The 16,693-nt window shown below is 69.5% G+C and carries 17 protein-coding genes; 8 read left to right on the top strand and 9 right to left on the bottom strand.

Annotated features, from left to right (window positions below; all coding sequences use genetic code 11):
- Positions 1–56: 56 nt before the first annotated feature.
- The 4 genes from EIZ45_RS19455 (at position 57) to EIZ45_RS19440 (ending at position 3,348) form a co-directional block, all read left to right on the top strand.
- Positions 57–875, top strand: a complete 819-nt coding sequence (locus EIZ45_RS19455) for an LLM class flavin-dependent oxidoreductase (RefSeq protein WP_167756495.1) — start codon at positions 57–59, stop codon at positions 873–875.
- A 72-nt stretch (positions 876–947) separates the two neighbouring features.
- The gene (locus EIZ45_RS19450; protein ID WP_037811001.1) at positions 948–1,298 is read left to right on the top strand and encodes a hypothetical protein; all 351 of its coding nucleotides are present in this window, start codon (positions 948–950) and stop codon (positions 1,296–1,298) included.
- A 194-nt stretch (positions 1,299–1,492) separates the two neighbouring features.
- The gene (locus tag EIZ45_RS19445; protein ID WP_134665302.1) at positions 1,493–2,548 is read left to right on the top strand and encodes an alcohol dehydrogenase catalytic domain-containing protein; all 1,056 of its coding nucleotides are present in this window, start codon (positions 1,493–1,495) and stop codon (positions 2,546–2,548) included.
- 176 nt (positions 2,549–2,724) lie between these two features.
- Positions 2,725–3,348, top strand: a complete 624-nt coding sequence (locus EIZ45_RS19440; protein WP_370318153.1) for an alpha-ketoglutarate-dependent dioxygenase AlkB — start codon at positions 2,725–2,727, stop codon at positions 3,346–3,348.
- Here EIZ45_RS19440 and EIZ45_RS19435 read toward each other — a convergent pair.
- The 5 genes from EIZ45_RS19435 to EIZ45_RS19415 are packed head-to-tail and all read right to left on the bottom strand — an operon-like array spanning position 3,317 to position 7,601.
- Entirely contained in the window at positions 3,317–4,192 is an 876-nt protein-coding gene (locus tag EIZ45_RS19435) for a biotin-dependent carboxyltransferase family protein (protein WP_134665298.1), read from the bottom strand. The two genes, EIZ45_RS19440 and EIZ45_RS19435, sit on opposite strands and share 32 nt — an antisense overlap.
- Positions 4,189–4,803, bottom strand: a complete 615-nt coding sequence (locus tag EIZ45_RS19430) for an allophanate hydrolase subunit 1 (protein ID WP_043830631.1) — start codon at positions 4,801–4,803, stop codon at positions 4,189–4,191. The genes EIZ45_RS19435 and EIZ45_RS19430 overlap by 4 nt, the downstream gene beginning before the upstream one ends.
- The gene (locus tag EIZ45_RS19425) at positions 4,800–5,549 is read right to left on the bottom strand and encodes a LamB/YcsF family protein (protein WP_043830637.1); all 750 of its coding nucleotides are present in this window, start codon (positions 5,547–5,549) and stop codon (positions 4,800–4,802) included. Before EIZ45_RS19425 ends, EIZ45_RS19430 begins: the two co-directional genes overlap by 4 nt.
- 1 nt (position 5,550) lies before the next feature.
- The gene (locus tag EIZ45_RS19420) at positions 5,551–6,345 is read right to left on the bottom strand and encodes a putative hydro-lyase (protein ID WP_134665296.1); all 795 of its coding nucleotides are present in this window, start codon (positions 6,343–6,345) and stop codon (positions 5,551–5,553) included.
- A complete protein-coding gene (locus tag EIZ45_RS19415; protein WP_134665294.1) occupies positions 6,342–7,601 on the bottom strand; it encodes an MFS transporter in 1,260 nt (419 codons plus the stop codon). The genes EIZ45_RS19420 and EIZ45_RS19415 overlap by 4 nt, the downstream gene beginning before the upstream one ends.
- A 147-nt stretch (positions 7,602–7,748) precedes the next feature.
- On the opposite strand from EIZ45_RS19415, the gene EIZ45_RS19410 reads away from it, so the two are divergent.
- Positions 7,749–8,426: a GntR family transcriptional regulator gene (locus EIZ45_RS19410; RefSeq protein ID WP_037811018.1), complete on the top strand. Its 678-nt coding sequence runs from the start codon at positions 7,749–7,751 to the stop codon at positions 8,424–8,426.
- Positions 8,427–8,732: 306 nt separating this feature from the next.
- Here the strand turns inward: EIZ45_RS19410 and EIZ45_RS19405 are convergent, their stop codons facing one another.
- Positions 8,733–9,950, bottom strand: a complete 1,218-nt coding sequence (locus tag EIZ45_RS19405; protein ID WP_134665292.1) for a glycoside hydrolase family 16 protein — start codon at positions 9,948–9,950, stop codon at positions 8,733–8,735.
- A gap of 378 nt (positions 9,951–10,328) precedes the next feature.
- Between EIZ45_RS19405 and EIZ45_RS19400 the strand changes: the two genes are divergently transcribed.
- The gene (locus tag EIZ45_RS19400; protein ID WP_134665289.1) at positions 10,329–11,057 is read left to right on the top strand and encodes a DUF2306 domain-containing protein; all 729 of its coding nucleotides are present in this window, start codon (positions 10,329–10,331) and stop codon (positions 11,055–11,057) included.
- 66 nt (positions 11,058–11,123) lie between these two features.
- On the opposite strand, the gene EIZ45_RS19395 is transcribed toward EIZ45_RS19400, so the two are convergent.
- Together EIZ45_RS19395 and EIZ45_RS19390 are read right to left on the bottom strand one after the other, a co-directional pair.
- On the bottom strand, positions 11,124–12,269 hold the full coding sequence (locus EIZ45_RS19395; protein WP_134665287.1) for an acyl-CoA dehydrogenase family protein: 1,146 nt from the start codon (positions 12,267–12,269) through the stop codon (positions 11,124–11,126).
- Positions 12,266–14,617 carry a bifunctional salicylyl-CoA 5-hydroxylase/oxidoreductase gene (locus EIZ45_RS19390; protein WP_134665285.1) on the bottom strand — a complete coding sequence of 784 codons (2,352 nt, stop codon included), beginning with the start codon at positions 14,615–14,617 and terminating at the stop codon, positions 12,266–12,268. Before EIZ45_RS19390 ends, EIZ45_RS19395 begins: the two co-directional genes overlap by 4 nt.
- A 66-nt stretch (positions 14,618–14,683) precedes the next feature.
- On the opposite strand from EIZ45_RS19390, the gene EIZ45_RS19385 reads away from it, so the two are divergent.
- Positions 14,684–15,076 (top strand): RidA family protein, encoded by a 393-nt coding sequence (locus EIZ45_RS19385; protein WP_037811023.1) that lies wholly within the window; start codon positions 14,684–14,686, stop codon positions 15,074–15,076.
- Here EIZ45_RS19385 and EIZ45_RS19380 read toward each other — a convergent pair.
- The gene (locus EIZ45_RS19380; RefSeq protein ID WP_043830652.1) at positions 15,066–15,914 is read right to left on the bottom strand and encodes a PaaX family transcriptional regulator C-terminal domain-containing protein; all 849 of its coding nucleotides are present in this window, start codon (positions 15,912–15,914) and stop codon (positions 15,066–15,068) included. The genes EIZ45_RS19385 and EIZ45_RS19380 overlap by 11 nt on opposite strands.
- 81 nt (positions 15,915–15,995) lie before the next feature.
- Between EIZ45_RS19380 and EIZ45_RS19375 the strand changes: the two genes are divergently transcribed.
- The gene (locus EIZ45_RS19375) at positions 15,996–16,667 is read left to right on the top strand and encodes a GNAT family N-acetyltransferase (protein WP_134665282.1); all 672 of its coding nucleotides are present in this window, start codon (positions 15,996–15,998) and stop codon (positions 16,665–16,667) included.
- Positions 16,668–16,693: the final 26 nt, after the last annotated feature.

Genomic DNA, 16,693 nt, shown 5'->3' with positions numbered 1-16,693 from the left:
CGAGTGTCGCTGCTGGGCGGATGTGTCCGGCAGCTAACCCGCCGACGATGGGTCGCATGACCACTACCAAGCCGTTCCGTTTCGGCATCGTCGCCGGGTTCGCCCCGGATCTGGAGTCCTGGACCGCGCAGGCTCGCCGGATCGAGGAGCTCGGGCTCGACACGATGTTCGCGACCGACCCGGTCGGCGGGCTCGACCCGTTGACGCTCGTTCCGGCCGCCGCCGCGGTCACGAGCACGCTCACCGTCGGCACCTTCGTGCTGGCCGATCCGTTCCGCGACGCCCGGAACCTCGCGTGGCAGGCCGATTCACTGCATCAGGCGACTGGCGGCCGCTTCCTGCTGGGGCTGGGCGTCGGGCATCCCGGGGCGGGCAAGCACGCCGCGACGCTGGGCCGCGAGTTTCTTTCGCCGGGTGAACGCGTCGCCCGGTTGGCGGAAACCATCGAGGTGCTTTCGGAGCGCCCCGAGCGGCCGCGGTTATTGCTCGCGGGGTCCGGGCCCAAAATGCTCGCGCTCGCCGCGCGCACCGCCGACGTCGTGACGTTTTCCTGGGGGCCGCGCACGACCGAGGACCAAGCTGACTCCATTGTGGACACTTTTCGCTCGTTCGCGGGAAGCCGGGACGTCGAATTGGCGGTGAACCTCACCGCGATCGGGGACAAGTCGTCCCCGCAGCTCGCCCGCTACACCGGGGTCGACGTGCCGCAGCTGGTCGAGGAGAAAGCGGTCACCGTGGTGCCGGAAAACCCTGACGCCGCCGGGGAAATGCTTCTCCGCTGGCGCGAGCGGTGGGGGATTTCCTGTGTCACGGTCAATTCCGGCTACGCCGAACCGTTCGCCGCGATTGCCCGGGCACTCTCCGCACAAGGGTGAAAGCCCTTCCGATCATGCGGTGTCCGGCCTACGCTCCGAGGTTTCCCAGCGACGTGGTTCGGAGCGTGTGCGATGACCGGTCAGCGAACACCGACGATCGACCGGGGGAGTATTGCGGGACGGGATCTCGGGCAATTGCTCGAAACCGGCCCGTTCGCCGAAGCGCTGCGCGCGGCCATCCGGGCCCGCGGGCTCGGCCTCGAACGCATCAGATATCGGCTGCGGGGAAGGGGAACCACGGTCAGTCTCGCGACATTGAGCCACTGGCAATCCGGCCGCTGCCGTCCGGAACGCCCGGAATCGTTGCGGGCATTGCGAAATCTCGAGCAGATCCTCGGCGTCCCGGACGGGTCGTTGCGCAGGCTGCTCGGCCCGCCGCGTCCGCGCGGCCAGTTCCACCAGCCGGGCCAGCCGCTCTCCTGAGCGCGCCCGGCCGCGGCGGACGGCGCAGTGCGCAGGCGTATCCCGACGCTTACGCACCGTCGTCCGCCGCGTTCGCAAGATCCGCGCATGGATAAACCCGATGCGGTTTTCCCGGAAGGCCGACGGGACGTGGCGGTACGTCGGAAGCGGCGGCGAAGCCAGCCGTCCGCGAGGCGGCTTCTACTATCGGCCCCATGCGTGCGGTCGTGATCGAAGAGTTCGGCGTGCTTCCCGAAGTGCGGGAGGTACCGGATCCGGTGGCCTCGGACGGCGGGGTCGTCATCGCGGTCGAAGCGACCGGGGTGTGCCGCAGCGATTGGCATACCTGGCAGGGGCACGACGAGGCGGTCCGGCTGCCGCACGTCGCCGGGCACGAGCTCGCGGGGCGGATCGTCGAGGTCGGTGCGGGTGTCGTTGGCTGGACGAAGGGCGACCGGGTCACTGTCCCGTTCGTGTGCGCGTGCGGCGTCTGTGCCCAGTGCGCCAAGGGCGACCAGCAGATCTGCGACGACGAGTTCCAGCCCGGTGCGACCCACTGGGGTTCCTTCGCCGAGAAGGTCGCCATCGAGCACGCGCAGACGAACCTGGTCGCGTTGCCGGACTCGATGTCGTCGGCGGAAGCTGCTGCGCTCGGTTGCCGCTTCGGGACGGCCTTTCGCGCAGTGTTGCGCCAGGGCGGCGTACGCGCGGGGCAGTGGGTCTCTGTGTACGGCTGTGGCGGCGTAGGCATCTCCGCGGTCCTCCTGGCGACTGCTGCGGGCGCGAAGGTGGTTGCGGTTGACGTCTCGCCGAAGGCGCGTGCCGCGGCGGAGCGTGCTGGCGCAGTGTTGAGCGTCGACGCCAGCGCGTTCGACGGGCCCGAAGCGCTGGCCGCGTACGTCCGTGAGCGCACTGACGGCGGTACGCACGTGTCGCTGGACTGTCTCGGTTCACCGGCCACCTGTGCGGCTTCGGTGGGCAGCTTGCGCAAGCGCGGCCGCCACGTGCAGGCCGGGCTGATGCCACCCAGCCAGGGGGTGCCGCCGATTCCGATGCATCGGGTGGTCGGCGGCGAGTTGGAAATCGTCGGGGTTCATGGGCTGCAGGCGTATGAGTATCCCGAGCTGCTGGGCGTGGTGGAGCGGTCCGGCATCGATCTGGCCGGGTTGATCGGCACGCGGATCGGGCTGGACGGGGTGCCAGCGGCGCTCGCTGCGATGAGTGACCCGGTGCCTGCCCGGGCCGGGGTGACTGTCGTCGAGTTCGGGTGACGAATGGTGACCGGCATACACCCTGGGTGGCGAGTCCGAGTTGTAGCTGATCGAGACCTGGCGGGACCCTCGGCGGTGTGGAATTCTCCGAAGCTTGGCGGCAAGTGGCGAGGGGAATCCGCCGCAGGAGCGCCCGTCCGGGTGACTCCTGCGGCCGCCGGCCCCGGGGCGGCGTGATGGAGCTGCTGCCGCGTCCGCGCCGGGAAATCTCCCCGGGCGCGGTGCACGTCCCGGATTGGCTCACCGAGCAAGAACAACGCGACCTCGTCACGGCCTGTCGCGGCTGGCGCGGTTACCGGGCGACCCGGCTTCCCGGCGGCGGAGTGATGTCGGTGCGCACGGTCTGCTTGGGCTGGCAGTGGCGGCCGTACCGCTACGAGCGGCTGCGCGAGGACGGTTCGCCGGTGGAGCCGTTCCCGGACTGGCTGGCCGAGCTCGGCCGCCGCGCGCTCGCCGACGCCTACGACCGGCCCGCCGACGACTACCAGCCCGACGTGGCACTCGTGAACTACTACGACGCCACCGCGAAAATGGGCATGCACCAGGACAAAGACGAGCTCTCGACGGACCCGGTGGTCTCGCTGAGCCTCGGCGACACGTGCGTGTTCCGCTTCGGCAACACCGAGCATCGCAACCGGCCGTACACCGATGTCGAGCTGCATTCGGGCGACCTGTTCGTGTTCGGCGGCCCGGCGCGGCTGGCGTTTCACGGGGTGCCGAAAACCCTCCCCGGCACGGCGGATCCGGATCTTGGCTTGACCGGGCGGCTCAACCTGACGTTGCGGGTGTCGGGGAAGTGAACCGGACCCGCTGCCCGGGCCGGAGCTGGGCGGCGAGATCCAGATCGTCCTCGTCCACGACGGCGGCGACGGGATAGCCGCCGGTCACCGGATGGTCGGCCAGGAACAGGATCGGCACTCCGGAAGGCGGCACCTGGAGCGCCCCGGGCACGGCGGCTTCCGGGGCCAGTTCGCCGACGCGGGCGCGGGTCAGCGCGGGGCCGTCCAGCCGGACGCCGACGCGGTCGAGGTCGCTGGTCACGGTGTAGGCGGCAGTGAGCAAAGTGGACAGTGCGGACGGGGTGAACCAGTCCAGCCGCGGGCCGGGTTCCAGGCGCAGCACCGGTTCTTCCGCGAGCTGGCGCAGCGGGGCGAGATCGACACAAGGGTCGCGCTCGATCACCGAACCGATCGGCAGCGTCATTCCCGCCGCGAGGACGGGCGGGCCGAGTTTGCCCAGCGTGTCGGTGGCTCGCGCGCCGAGCACCGGCGGTACGTCCAGGCCGCCGCGCACCGCGAGGTAGCTGCGCAGGCCGAGCGACGCGACGCCGAGTTCGAGTTCTTCGCCAGGGCGCAGGACGATCGGCGCACCGACGGCCGCGGCCCGTCCGCCAGCGCGGATCGGCAGCTGCGCGCCGGTGACCGCGACGACGGTGTGCTCCGAAACCCGCAGCCGCAGGCCGCCGAGGGTGACCTCGAGCGCCGCGTGCGTTTCCGGATTGCCGACGAGCCGGTTCGCCAGTTTCAACGAACCCCGGTCGGCCGCGCCGGACCGGCCGACGCCGACTGCCGCGTATCCCGGGCGGCCGAGGTCTTGCACGGTCGCGAACGGACCGGGCGCGAGGATCTCGATCTTCCCGGTCACCGGATCGCCTCGAACCGCACCCGGGTGCCCGGGACCAGCAGGTTCGGCTGCTCGCGGCCGACGTCCCAGACCTGCGCGTCGCTGTGGCCGAGCAGGTTCCAGCCGCCGGGTGACGGATGCGGGTAGACCGCGCTGTACTCGCCGGCGATCGCGACCGCACCCGCGGGCACGCGCGTGCGCGGCGTGCTGCGGCGCGGCAGGTGCAACACCGGGTCGAGGCCGGTCAGGTAGGCGAAACCGGGCGCGAAACCGCAGAACGCCGCGACGTAGGTGGCTGCCGAATGCCGTTGCACGACCTCGGAAACCGACAATCCGGCGGCCTCGGCGACGTCCGCCAGGTCAGCCCCGTCGTAACGCACCGGCAAGGTGACGGTGTCCGCTGAGCGTTCGGAAACATCCATTGTGGACAGTGAAGCAAGCGAACGAGCGAGCGTGGCCGAATCGGTGCGGGCCCGATCGAACCGGACCAGCAGAGTGCGTGCGGCGGGCACGAGCTCAACGACGCCCTCGGGCTGGGCGGCTTCGCAGGCCGCCTGGAAACCGAGTACGTCGTCGACCTCCACCAGCAACGCGGAACGGCCGTAGCGCAAAACAGTGCTCGTCTGGCTCACACGAACGACCTCAGCACCACGCCGGATTCGGTGAGCAGCTCGCGAATCCGCCGGGCCAGCTCGACCGCGCCGGGCGTATCTCCGTGTACGCACAGGGAATCCGCCCGTAGCGTGAGCTTGCCGCCGTCGGCGTCGACCACCTCGCCGGTGGTCGCCATGGTGAGCGCACGCGCGGCGACTTCGTCGGCGTCGTGCAGTACCGCCCCCGGCAGTTTGCGCGACACCAGTCGTCCTTCAGGCGTGTACGCGCGGTCGGCGAACGCTTCTGCGTACGCAGGCACGCCCGCCGCTTGAGCCGCGCGCAGCATTTCGGAGTCCGGAGGACACAGCAGTGCCAGATCGGTGTGATAGCGCCGTACGCCTTCGACAAGCGCAGCCGCCTGTTCCGGATCAACAGCTGCGGTGTTGTACAGCGCGCCGTGCGCCTTCACGTAACGCACGCAGCTGTGCGCCGCGCGCGCGAAGGCGTCGAGAGCGCCGATTTGGTACAGCACTTCGTCCGCGAGGTCTTCCGGCGCGATGTCGAGCGCGCGACGGCCGAAGCCTGCCAAGTCGCGGTAGCCGACGTGCGCGCCGATGGTGACGCCGCGTTCGGCCGCGCGTTCGCACACGCGGCGCATCACGCGCGCGTCGCCCGCGTGGAAGCCGCACGCGATGTTCGCGCTGGTCACGATGTCGAGCATGGCTTCGTCGTCGCCCATGGTCCAGGCGCCGAAGCCTTCGCCGAGGTCGCTGTTGAGGTCCATGTCATCCCACCTGGTAGTCGCGATCGGGTTGGTCAGTCAAGAACATGTACCCGGGGGCGTGCGTGACGGCGAACGGCGGCCGGGACGCCATCAGCGCCGCCTGCGGGGTGACGCCGCAGGCCCAGAACACCGGCACGTCCCCGGGCTCTGCGTCGACCGGATCGCCGAAATCCGGCCGGGCGAGGTCGGCGATGCCCAGTTCGGCCGGGTCGCCGACGTGCACCGGAGCGCCGTGCACCGCGGGCATCGCGGCGGTGATCCGCACCGCGTCCTCGACCAGGGTTTCCGGGATGTACCGCATCGACACCACCATCGGACCGCTCAATCGGCCAGCCGGTTCGCACTGCCGGTTCGTCACGTACATCGAGACGTTGCGGCCCTGCTCCACGTGCCGCAGCGGGATGCCCGCGGCACGCAGCAGCGTCTCGAAGCTGAAGCTGCAGCCGATGGAGAACGCGACCATGTCGCTGCGCCATACCCCGGTGGCGTCGGCGATTTCGCTGGTCAGCGCGCCGTTGTGCCACACCCGGTAGCGCGGCAGGTCGGTGCGCAGGTCCGCGCCGGGCGCGAGCCGCGTCGTCGGGTCGCCCGGTTCGCTGACGTCGAGCACCGGGCACGGCCGCGGGTTGCGGGCGCAGAACTCGCGGACGTCGTCGGCCCAGTCCGCGGGGACGGCGATCAGGTTGGTCTGGGCGTAACCGTCGGCCCAGCCGGTGGTCGGGCGTTCGGTGCCGGCGCGGAAGAGCGCGCGGGCCTCGGCCGGGGTGAGCGTCGAAGGATCGTAGGAAGTCGTCATACCTCCACCAGTTCCTTGCCTCGCGTTTCCGGCAGCCCGAGCAGCGCTACCGCGGCGATCGCGTAGCCGACCGCGCCGAGCACGATCGCGCCGCCCGCACCCAAAAAGCCCACCACGGCGGGGAAAGCGGCACCGACCGCGCGGCCGAAGTTGTAGGTGAAGCCCTGTCCGGTGGCGCGCAGGGCGGTCGGGTACAGCTCGGCGAGGTACGCGCCGAAGCCGCTGAAGATCGCCGAAGTCGAGAAGCCGAGCGGGAAACTGATCAGCAGCATCAGGCCGTTCGCGCCGTAGGGCAGCTGCACGAACAGCACGATCAGCAGCGCGGACACGACGGAGAACAGCAGGAACGTCTTCTTCCGGCCGAGCAGGTCGGTGAGATAGCCGCCGCAGACGTAACCGATGAACGCGCCCGGGATCAGCAGCGCGAAGTAGCCGCCGGTGTTCACCACGGACAGGCCGCGGCTGCTCTGCAGGTACTTCGGCATCCAGGTGAACAGCGTGTAGTAGCCGCCCTGGACGCCGGTCGCGAGGAGCGCGGCGAACACCGTGGTGCGCAAGAGATTCGGCCGGAAAATCCCGGCGAGCGAGCCTTTGACTTTCGCGGAAACCCGCCGTTCGGCGGCCTCTGGCGCGTCTTCGACGCTGCGCCGCACCCACAGCACGAGCAGCGCCGGAATGACGCCGACCCAGAACAGCACGCGCCAGGCGATGTCCTGGTCGAGCACGCTGAACAGCACCGTGTAGACGATCACCAGCAGGCCCCAGCCGACCGCCCACGCGCTCTGCACGAACGCCACCGTGCGGCCGCGGTACTTGGCCGAGCAGTACTCGGCGACCAGCGCGGCGCCGACCGCCCATTCGCCGCCGAACCCGAGGCCCTGCAGGCCGCGGAAGATCAGCAGCGTTTCGAAGTTCGGCGCGAAACCGCAGAGCACCGTGAAGATCGTGTACATCGCGATGGTGAGCTGCAGCGTGCGGACGCGGCCGATGCGGTCGGCGAGCACGCCGGCTCCGACGCCGCCGATCGCGGACACGACCAGCGTGACGGTGCTGAGCAGGCCCGCTTCTCCGGACGTGATGCCGAAGTAGGCGGTGATCGCGGCCAGGCCGAAGGGCAGGGTCTGGTAGTCGAACGAATCGAGGCCGTAGCCGCCGAACGCGCCGAGGAAGGCGCGGCGGCCCTTGTGGCCGAGCGAGCGATACCAGCCGAACGGGCGGGCCGCGTTCGCGGTGCCGTCGGCGACGTTGACGTTCATAGGGCACCTCACAGGGGGACGAACTCATGGTGGCACGAGTCACATGGCCACTACCGTACGGATCGTTCAACAATCCCACAAGTCCCTCATTTTATTGTTCATCGTCCGCTGGCTACGCTGGGCGACGTGGTCACCGACGGAGAGCCGATGGGCCTGGAAGCGGATCGCGGCCTGCTTGGCCGGACGAGCACCGCGGAACGCGTCGCGGGCGTGCTGCGCACGCGCGTTTCCGAGGGGTACTTCCTGCCCGGAGTACGGCTTTCGGAGCAGGACATCGGCAGCGCGCTCGGGGTATCCCGCAACACGCTCCGTGAAGCTTTCCGGCTGCTGACTCACGAACGGCTGCTGGTGCACGAGCTGAACCGCGGCGTGTTCGTGCGCGTGCCGAGCGTCGATGACGTGCGCGACATCTACCGCGTCCGCAAGATCATCGAGTGTGCGGCGGTCCGCGACGTGACCGAGAAGCCGGCGGCGTACGAAAAGATCGCCAGCACGGTCGCGGACGGCGATCGCGCGGCGAAGCAGGCGCAGTGGCAGGACCTGGGCACCGCGAACATCCGCTTCCACGCGGAACTGGCGGCGCTCACCGGCAGCGAGCGCATTGTCGAGCTGATGCAGGCGCTCGCCGCGGAGCTGCGGCTGGTGTTCCATGTGATGGCCGACCCGCGCCGCTTCCATGAGCGGTATCTGCCGCGCAACCACGAAATCCTGGATGTGCTCGTGACCGGCGACGGGATCCGTACGGCGGAGATGCTCGCGGTCTACCTCGACGACGCCGAGGCGCAGCTGGTCGAGGCCTACGCGGAGCTGGCCGAGACCCGCTGAGCGGTTCGGCCGAAACCGGCCGGTTTGCCCGGGAAGGCAGCGAGCATGGCCGTTCGGCCCCTCCTGTCCTCCGGAGGCTCCACGGCGCACGCGGTCTGGCTACCTTCGGCAGTAGGCCGCGTGAGCGTGCCGCCCCGGGCGCCGGGACCCCCAGCCGACGCGCGGAAGGCGGCCTGTGGCCGGGCGGCAGATCTTGGTTCCCGCCCGGCCCGCGCGGTGTCCGCGGCGGGCCGTGGCCACCGGGGGGTGGTTACGGCCCACCGCTCATTCTTGGCCGACGCTGTCCACAGTGTCCACAGTGGACGGCTACTGGTTCACCGACCATTTCTGGTTGACGTTCCCGGTGCACGTCCACAGCTGCAGTTTCGTCCCGTTGGCCGAACTGACCCCGGCGGCGTCGAGGCATTTGTTCGCGTGCGGGTTGACGATGTCGTGCGCGGCGGTCACGACCCACTGCTGTGCGTTGCTGCCGTTGCAGTCGTACATCTGGACCGGGGTGCCGTCGGCGGTGCCGGAGTACTTCACGTCTATGCACTTGCCGAGTGCGCGAATGGTCCCGTCGCTGCCGACCGTCCAGTCCTGCGCCGCGTTGCCGTTGCAGTCGGTGATCTGCAGCTGGGTGAAGTTCGCCGGATTGGCCCAGGGCACGTCGACGCATTTGCCGCCGATGCCGATGATCCGGCCGCTCGACCCGCCGGTGCCGCTCGTGGTCACGTGCACGTAGTCGACGACCAGCTGCTGCGGGAATTGTGTGCTCCCGTCCGGATCGCCGGGCCAGTCGCCGCCGACCGCGAGGTTCAGGATCAGGTAGAAGGGGTGGTCGAAGACCCAGCGGTTGCCGTTCAGATCGGCGGGGGTGCGGGTCTCGTAGGCGTTGCCGTCGACCGACCAGACGATCTTGTTCGGCGACCAGTCGACCGCGTAGGTGTGGAAAGCGTCGGCGAAGACCGGGCCGTTGTACGCCGCGCCGATGCCGCCGGCGCCGGAGTAGCCGGGGCCGTGGATGGTGCCGTGCACGGTGTTCGGCTCCTTGCCGATGTTCTCCATGACGTCGATTTCGCCGTCGTTAGGCCAGTTTCCGCCGCCGAGCATCCAGAACGCGGGCCACATGCCCTGGCCGCGCGGGATCTTCATCCGGGTTTCGACGTGCCCGTACGCCTGGCTGAATTTCCCGGCGGTGTTGAGCCGGGCGGAGGTGTACTGGCAGGTGCCGTACCAGCAGGTGTGGCCGGAGTTCTCGCGTTTCGCGGTGATCACCAGGTGGCCCTGGCCGTCGAGGGCGCCGTTCGCGGCTCCCGCGGTGTACCACTGGCGTTCGTGGTTGTTGCCGTTGTTGTCGCCGGTTTCGTAGGTCCATTTCGACGCGTCGGCGGCGGCTCCGGCGGGGCCGTTGAAATCGTCGGTGAAACTTTCGGCGGCCGCCGCGGTGGGCGGGGCCAGGACGGCGGGCGCGGCTTGGAGGCCGAGCGCCAGCAGCGCGGCCGCGGCGAGGGCGGTGGGGAGACGTCTCAGGAAACTGGACATGCTTGGTCACCTCGGTTTCGGGGAGGAACCTAGAGCGAGGGAGCGCTTTGTTGTGGCGGGCAACAAAGTAGGAGAAGTATGCCTGGTCTGGACCTCTGCGGCAATGGGCCGCGAGGTCGCGGGCGCGGTTGAGTCGGGGCTGCCCGGGCCGCATGACCCCGGTGAAGGTACGTGAGGGGAACCCTGAGGGAATCAGATTCCCTCAGGGTTCCCCTCAGGTCCGGCGAAGGAGGCCTTCACGGACGGCTCGCGGGGTCACCTGGCCGAGGGTAAGGCTGCCCCCACCGCCGGGACGCCAGTCGGCACCATGGTTCGCCGGAAGCCCCCGTCCTACGTTCGGAAGTGCCAGCCGAGACCGAACACGGGAGAGAGGCCGACATGACGGCGGGGACGGATCTTCGACCACCGCGGGTGCAGCCCGCAGCGGAGCGAACCATACGGGTCGAGCCGGGAAAGCACTGGTGGCGGCGGCCGTGGATCGCGCCGCTGGGACTGGTGGCGGTCGCGTTCCTGGCGTATGCGCTGCCGCCGTACCTGGCGTTCGACCCGGCGCTCTCGCGGGTGCCGTCGACCTTCCCCGCGCACTACCTGTTCCTGGTGGGGCACGTGGTGTTCGGGTCCATCGCGATGGTGACCGCGTTGCTGCAGGTCTGGCCGTGGATCCGGCGCAAGCACCCGGTGCTGCACCGCTATTCCGGCCGCGCGTACGTGTTCGCCGGGGTGCTGCCGTCCGGGCTGCTGGCGCTGACGATCGGCGCGGCGACCCCGTTCGGGCCGGTGACCCGGGCCAGCGACGTGCTGCTCGCGGTCTTGTGGCTCGGTACGACGTGGGCGGGTTACCGCGCCGCTCGCGAACGCCGGTTCGGCGATCACCGGCGCTGGATGGTCCGCAGTTTCGCGTTGACGATGTCGATCATTCTCAACCGGCTCATCGGCCCGATCGCGGCGATCTTCCTCGGACCGCAGCTCGCCACCACGTTCGGCGGCAGCGAGATCGCGCTGGGCCAGTCGATCGCGGCGCTCGGGGCGTGGGTGAGCTGGACCGTCGCTCTGATCGCGGCGCAGCTGTGGCTCGACCGGAAGCCGAAACGCCGCGCGAGTGTTTAGCCCTGGCTGAATAGTGTGGTGTCCGCGCCGCCTGCTGGTCAGAAAACCAGCAGGCGGCGCGACGGCTCATCCGCGCCGCTGCAACGACCGCGCGATGATCGTCCGCTGGATCTCGGACGCGCCTTCGTAAATGCGCGGCGCCCGGACCTCTCGGTAGAGATGCTCCAGCAAATGCCCCCGCCGCAATGCTCGTGCGCCGTGCAATTGCACCGCTTGATCCACGACGTATTGCGCGGCCTCGGTCGCGAACAACTTCGCCATTGCCGCGCGACCGGCAAGGTTCTGCTCGCCCGCGTCGTAAGCGGCTGCCGCGGCGTACACCAGCAGACGGCCGGCTTCGGTCCGCGTCGCCATTTCGGCCAGCGTGTGCGCTACGGTCTGCTGTTTCACCAACGGGCCGCCGAATGCTTCGCGCGAAGCCGTGTACTCCACGGTCGCGTCGAGGGCGGCTTGTGCCATGCCGACCGCGAAAGCGCCGACGCTCGGACGGAACAAGTCCAACGTCCGCATGGCTACGGCGAAACCGCGGTTCTCCTCGCCGAGCAGTTCGTCGCGATTCACTCGGACGCCGTCGAATACCACCGTGCCGATGGGGTGCGGGCTCACCAAATCCAGGTGCTCACCGCTGAGTCCAGCGCGATCGCCGGGGACGACGAACGCGCTGACGCCGCGGGATCCGGCGTCGGGAGTGGTGCGGGCGAAGACTGTGTAGAAGTCGGCTTCCGGGGCGTTCGAGATCCACATTTTCGTGCCGGTGAGCCGCCAGCCGTCCCCGTCCGGTTCGGCGGCGAGCTGCAATGCAGCGGCGTCGGATCCCGCGTCCGGTTCGGTCAGCGCGAACGCGGCGACGGCGTCACCGGCTGCGACGGCGGGGAGCCAGCGCTGGACCTGTTCGTCCAAACCGGACTGGAGTACCGGGTAGCTGCCCAAGCCCTGCAACGCCAAAGCGGTTTCGGCTTCGGTGCTTTGGGTGGCGAGGGCTTCGCGCAGCAGGCACAGATCGGTGGCGGCGGCTTGCCGGGTCGGCTGTCCGCTTTCGACTCCGGGGAACAGCCGGGCGAGCAAACCGTGTGAGCCCATCGCCTTGAGCAGCGGACGGTTTACCGCGCCTTCGGCACCGGCGGCGGCCAGTTCGACGAGTTGCTCGGCGGCGATTTTCCGGACGGAAGCGGCGTACGCGGTCTGTTCCGGAGTGAAGGCGAAAGCGTTCATCGGGCGTCCTCCGGTCGCCAGCGGGCATGGGCGGTCTGGTGGCCGCCGGTGCGGACCAGGTCGAGGCGTGGTTCCGGACCGTCGGTGCGGCCGGTCTGCGGCGGGCGCTTGCCCGCTGCCCACTGTTTCGGCCACGCCACCGGATACTCCTGCGCGGCGGCCGCGTGCAGGGTCCATTGTGGATTGAACAGGTGGGTGCGGCCGAGTGCGCACAGATCGGCGCGGCCCGCCAGGATGAGCGAGTTCACGTCGTCGTAAGAGGAAATCGCGCCCACAGCGATCACCGCGGTGCCGTAGCGGCGGCCGACTTCGTTGCGGATCCGGTCGGCGTACGGCGTTTGGTAGCTGCGGCCGAACTTCGGCTTCTCCTCGCTGACCACCTGGCCGGTCGACACGTCGATCGCGGCCGCACCATGCTCGGCAAAAGCTTGCGCGATGGCCACGGCTTCGTCGGCGTCATTGCCGCCCTCGAACCAGTCGGTGGCGGAGATCCGGACGGTCAGCGGACGATCATCCGGCCACACGGCGCGGACCGCGTCGAAGACTTCCAGCGGGAAGCGCAGCCGGTTTTCCGGGGAGCCGCCGTAGGAATCGGTGCGCTGGTTGGTGAGCGGGGACAGGAAGGACGACAGCAGATAGCCGTGCGCGCAGTGCAGTTCCAGCAAATCGAACCCGGCGCGTGCGGCGGCTTCCGCGGCCGACACGAACTGGTCCTTGATCTCGCCCAGTTCGGCGACGGACAGCTCGCGCGGCGTCTGGTTGTTCGGCGAGTACGGCAGCGCGGACGGCGCGCAGACCTCCCAGTTGCCCTCCGGCAGCGGGTCGTCGATGCCTTCCCACATCAGTTTCGTGGAGCCCTTGCGGCCGGAATGCCCCAGCTGCAACCCGATCTTCGCCGGGGTTTCGCGGTGCACGAACTCGACGATCCGCTTCCACGCGGCTTCCTGCTCGGAGTTGTACAACCCGGGGCAACCCGGCGTGATCCGGCCTTCGGCGGACACGCAGATCATCTCGGTCATGACCATCCCGGCTCCGCCGAGTGCCTTGCTTCCCAGGTGCACCAAGTGGAATTCGCCGGGCACGCCGTCGACCGCGGAGTACATGTCCATCGGCGACACGACGATCCGGTTCGGCAATTCCAGCGAACCGATCCGCACCGGCTGGAACATCGGCGGCGCGACGGACGTGCCGAGCGAATCGGCGAACCACTGATCCAGCGAGGCAGCGAATTCCTTGTCCCGCAGCTTCAAGTTGTCGTAGGTGACGCGACGGCTGCGGGTAAGCAGGTTGAACGCGAACTGCTCCGGTTCCTGATGCGTGTACTGCGCCAGATTCTCGAACCACTCCAGGCTCGCCTGCGCCGCACGCTGCGTGGAAGCGACGACCGGACGGCGCTCTTCTTCATACGCGGCAAGGGCTTCCGGAACAGTCGGCTGTTCGTGCAGGCACGCGGCGAGCGCGAGCGCGTCCTCCATCGCGAGCTTCGTGCCCGATCCGATCGAAAAATGCGCGGTGTGCGCCGCGTCGCCGAGCAGCACGACATTGTCGTGGACCCAGTTATCGCAACGAACCGTGCCGAAGGTGGCCCACTTGGAGTTGTTGGCCAGCAACTGATGTCCGTCGAAAATGTCGCCGCACAGTTCGCGGATCAGCTCGATCGACTTCTCGTCGCTTTCGCCCGGACCGAGTCCGGTGGCGGCGATCGGCCCGAATGCCCGCTGCCACACGTCCTCGTGCATCTCCAGGATGAACGTGCTGCCGTCGCGGCCGTACGGATAGCCGTGGACCTGCATGATGCCGTGCGGGGTTTCGAGCACGTAGAACTTGAACGCGTCGAACACGAGGTCGGTGCCGAGCCAGATGTAGCGGCACTGCCGGGTCTCGACGCTCGGCCGGAACGAATCGGCGAACGCCGTGCGCACCGCGGAGTTCACGCCGTCCGCCGCGACCACGAGGTCCGACGAAGCGGCCAGTTCGGCGGGATCCGGCGCGACAGTGCGGAATCGGACATCGATGCCCATTTCGCGACACCGCTGCTGCAGGATCGCGAGCAGCCGCTTGCGGCTCATCGCGGCGAACCCGTGCCCGCCCGAGGTCGACACGGTGTCGCGGTAGTGCACGTCGATGTCGTCCCAGCGCGCGAACTCCCGGCTCATCGCCTCGTGCACGGCCGGGTCGGCGTGCTCGATGCCGCCGAGCGTCTCGTCGGAGAAGACGACGCCGAAGCCGAACGTGTCATCGGGCGCGTTGCGCTCCCAGACCGTGATCTCGTGGTCCGGGCCGAGTTGTTTCGCGAGCACGGCGAAGTAGAGGCCCGCTGGCCCGCCGCCGACTACTGAAATCCGCACGCAAGCCAGGGTATGTCGTCTGCCATACGGTCGTCAAGAAGACGATAGATGGGTTACGCTCCCGGCATGGAGCGGATCAATCCCCCCGAACTGGGCAAGCCGTCGGGGTTCTCGCACGCGGTGGCGGCGCAGGGCAGGCTCGTGTTCCTCGCCGGGCAGACCGCGCTGGACGCGGACAACCGGATCGTCGGCGACGGCGTCGTGGAGCAGTTCGAGCGCGCGCTCGGCAACCTGCTCACCGCGTTGCGCGCGGCCGGCGGAGAGCCCGCGGACCTGTGCAGCCTGACCGTCTACATCGTCGACATGGACGACTACAAGGCGCACGCGCGCGAGATCGGCCGCGTGTGGAAGCGGCTGGTGGGCGCGGATTACCCGGCGATGGCGGGCATCGGCGTGAACCGGCTGTGGGACGTCGAGGCGCTGGTGGAAGTGCAGGGCTACGCGGTGGTCAACCGCTGAGCACCTGCCGCAGGTGCGTGCGCGCGGCCTCCTCGAGGCGGTCGTGCAGCGTGAAGAACACCTCGGCGGCGCGGATGCCGGACCAGCCCTCGGGCAGCAATTCGGCGGGCAGGCACGGGTCGAGATACGGCATCCGCCGCCAGCCGGTGAGCACGCGCAGGTAGTCGGCGAACGCTTCGTCGCCGGGCGTCGTGCGGCGGCGCTGCCACCGGCGCAGCGCTGGTTCGTGTTCTTCGAGGAACGCCGTGTACAGCTCGTCCAGCTGGTCCAGGTCCCACCACTCGCGCACCTTCTCGCGCGGGTCGCCGAAGGCGAGGTGTTCGGCGCGGAACAGGTCGGCGTACTCGGCGAGCCCGAGGCGCTCCAGCGTGCCGACAGTGACCTCGTACAGGTGTGCCGGCGCGATCCAGACGCCCGAGGACGCGGTGCCGAAGCCGAGCCGCGACAACTGCGTCCGCAGCACATGCCGCTTGTGCCGTTCGGCTTCCGGCACCGAGAACACCGCGAGCAGCCAGCCGTCGGCGAGCTTCGCGCGGTCCCGGCGGAAGATCCGCTCGTCGCCTTCGCGCAGCAAATCCAGTGCGGTACCGGACAATTCGTACCCGGCGGCTCCGTCGCGGCGCACCGCTTCGAGCACCCCGCGCCGTTTGAGCCGGGAAATCGACGACCGCACGGCGGGCTCGTCGACCCCGACCGCGGCGAGCAGATCGATCAGCGAGGCGACCGAAAGCCATTCGCCGCCCGCCTGGTGATGCACGCCGTAGACCGACACGATGAGGTGCCGGGGCTGGGCCGCGCGCCCGCTGTCGGCATCGGCTGCTTCCGGTACGGCCGTCACCCGCTCACCATACCGTGCCGCCCGTCGTGAATCCGACTACAGACGGGCGGGCAACCGGCGCGGGGTAGCATTTCCGGCGCGATGGCGTTTGTGAGCAATGCACCTTTGGTGAGCCGGCTGACCCGCCGCGGACGGCTGATGGCGAAGCGCACCTGCGACCGCCGTGGACATGCCTTCGCGCTCGGCCGGTTCCTTTTCCGCACCTCGACCGCGTGGGAGTACGCGGCGGCGGTCGCGGGCGGCAGTGATCCGGCGGCGCAACGCTGGCTCGGCTGGCTGGCCGAGTCCGTGGTCGCCGAACCGATGCGCGGCGAGGCGCTGCGCGTCGTCCCCGGCACCGGACCGGACTGGACCACGCCGGACCCGCATTCGGTGGACGTCGTCGCGATCGATCTCGTGGCGGGCCGCTGCGCCGGTCTCGTGAGCGTGCACGCGGGCGAGGACGGCGGCCCGGAAACCGGCGGCTATCTCGCGCCGGAGTACCGCGGACAAGGCTTCGGCCGCGATCTGTTCGCCGCCGGTCTCGTGCTGGCGCACGAGCATCTAGGGCTTTCGCGGGTGCGCGCGGGCGCGGAGGTCGGCAACGTCGCGAGCGGCCGTTCGCTGGAACGGGCCGGACTGCGCCGGGTCCCGGGGCCGCCGCAGTACACGCTGCCGGACGGACGGGCCTGCGAAGCCTGGTGGTACCAGCACGACGCGGCCTGGCCGCGGAAATGCGCGGGACCGCAGGCGCAGTGGCTAGTCGCCTCGTGAGTGGCGATGCCGGTTAGAACCGGCGG

The sequence above is a fragment of the Amycolatopsis sp. CFH S0740 genome (genome assembly GCF_004522315.1).
GTDB lineage: Bacteria > Actinomycetota > Actinomycetes > Mycobacteriales > Pseudonocardiaceae > Amycolatopsis > Amycolatopsis nivea.
The sequence above is the reverse complement of the archived record's forward strand: the minus strand, read 5'-3'. Positions and strand labels throughout refer to the sequence as shown.

Bases quoted from the DNA above. Each gene is read 5' to 3' on its own strand.
- EIZ45_RS19455 (WP_167756495.1), top strand. From the start codon at position 57: ATGACCACTACCAAGCCGTTCCGTTTCGGCATCGTCGCCGGGTTCGCC.
- EIZ45_RS19450 (WP_037811001.1), top strand. From the start codon at position 948: ATGACCGGTCAGCGAACACCGACGATCGACCGGGGGAGTATTGCGGGA.
- EIZ45_RS19445 (WP_134665302.1), top strand. From the start codon at position 1,493: ATGCGTGCGGTCGTGATCGAAGAGTTCGGCGTGCTTCCCGAAGTGCGG.
- EIZ45_RS19440 (WP_370318153.1), top strand. From the start codon at position 2,725: ATGGAGCTGCTGCCGCGTCCGCGCCGGGAAATCTCCCCGGGCGCGGTG.
- EIZ45_RS19425 (WP_043830637.1), bottom strand. From the start codon at position 5,549: ATGGACCTCAACAGCGACCTCGGCGAAGGCTTCGGCGCCTGGACCATG.
- EIZ45_RS19420 (WP_134665296.1), bottom strand. From the start codon at position 6,345: ATGACGACTTCCTACGATCCTTCGACGCTCACCCCGGCCGAGGCCCGC.
- EIZ45_RS19415 (WP_134665294.1), bottom strand. From the start codon at position 7,601: ATGAACGTCAACGTCGCCGACGGCACCGCGAACGCGGCCCGCCCGTTC.
- EIZ45_RS19410 (WP_037811018.1), top strand. From the start codon at position 7,749: ATGGGCCTGGAAGCGGATCGCGGCCTGCTTGGCCGGACGAGCACCGCG.
- EIZ45_RS19405 (WP_134665292.1), bottom strand. From the start codon at position 9,950: ATGTCCAGTTTCCTGAGACGTCTCCCCACCGCCCTCGCCGCGGCCGCG.
- EIZ45_RS19400 (WP_134665289.1), top strand. From the start codon at position 10,329: ATGACGGCGGGGACGGATCTTCGACCACCGCGGGTGCAGCCCGCAGCG.
- EIZ45_RS19395 (WP_134665287.1), bottom strand. From the start codon at position 12,269: ATGAACGCTTTCGCCTTCACTCCGGAACAGACCGCGTACGCCGCTTCC.
- EIZ45_RS19385 (WP_037811023.1), top strand. From the start codon at position 14,684: ATGGAGCGGATCAATCCCCCCGAACTGGGCAAGCCGTCGGGGTTCTCG.
- EIZ45_RS19375 (WP_134665282.1), top strand. From the start codon at position 15,996: ATGGCGTTTGTGAGCAATGCACCTTTGGTGAGCCGGCTGACCCGCCGC.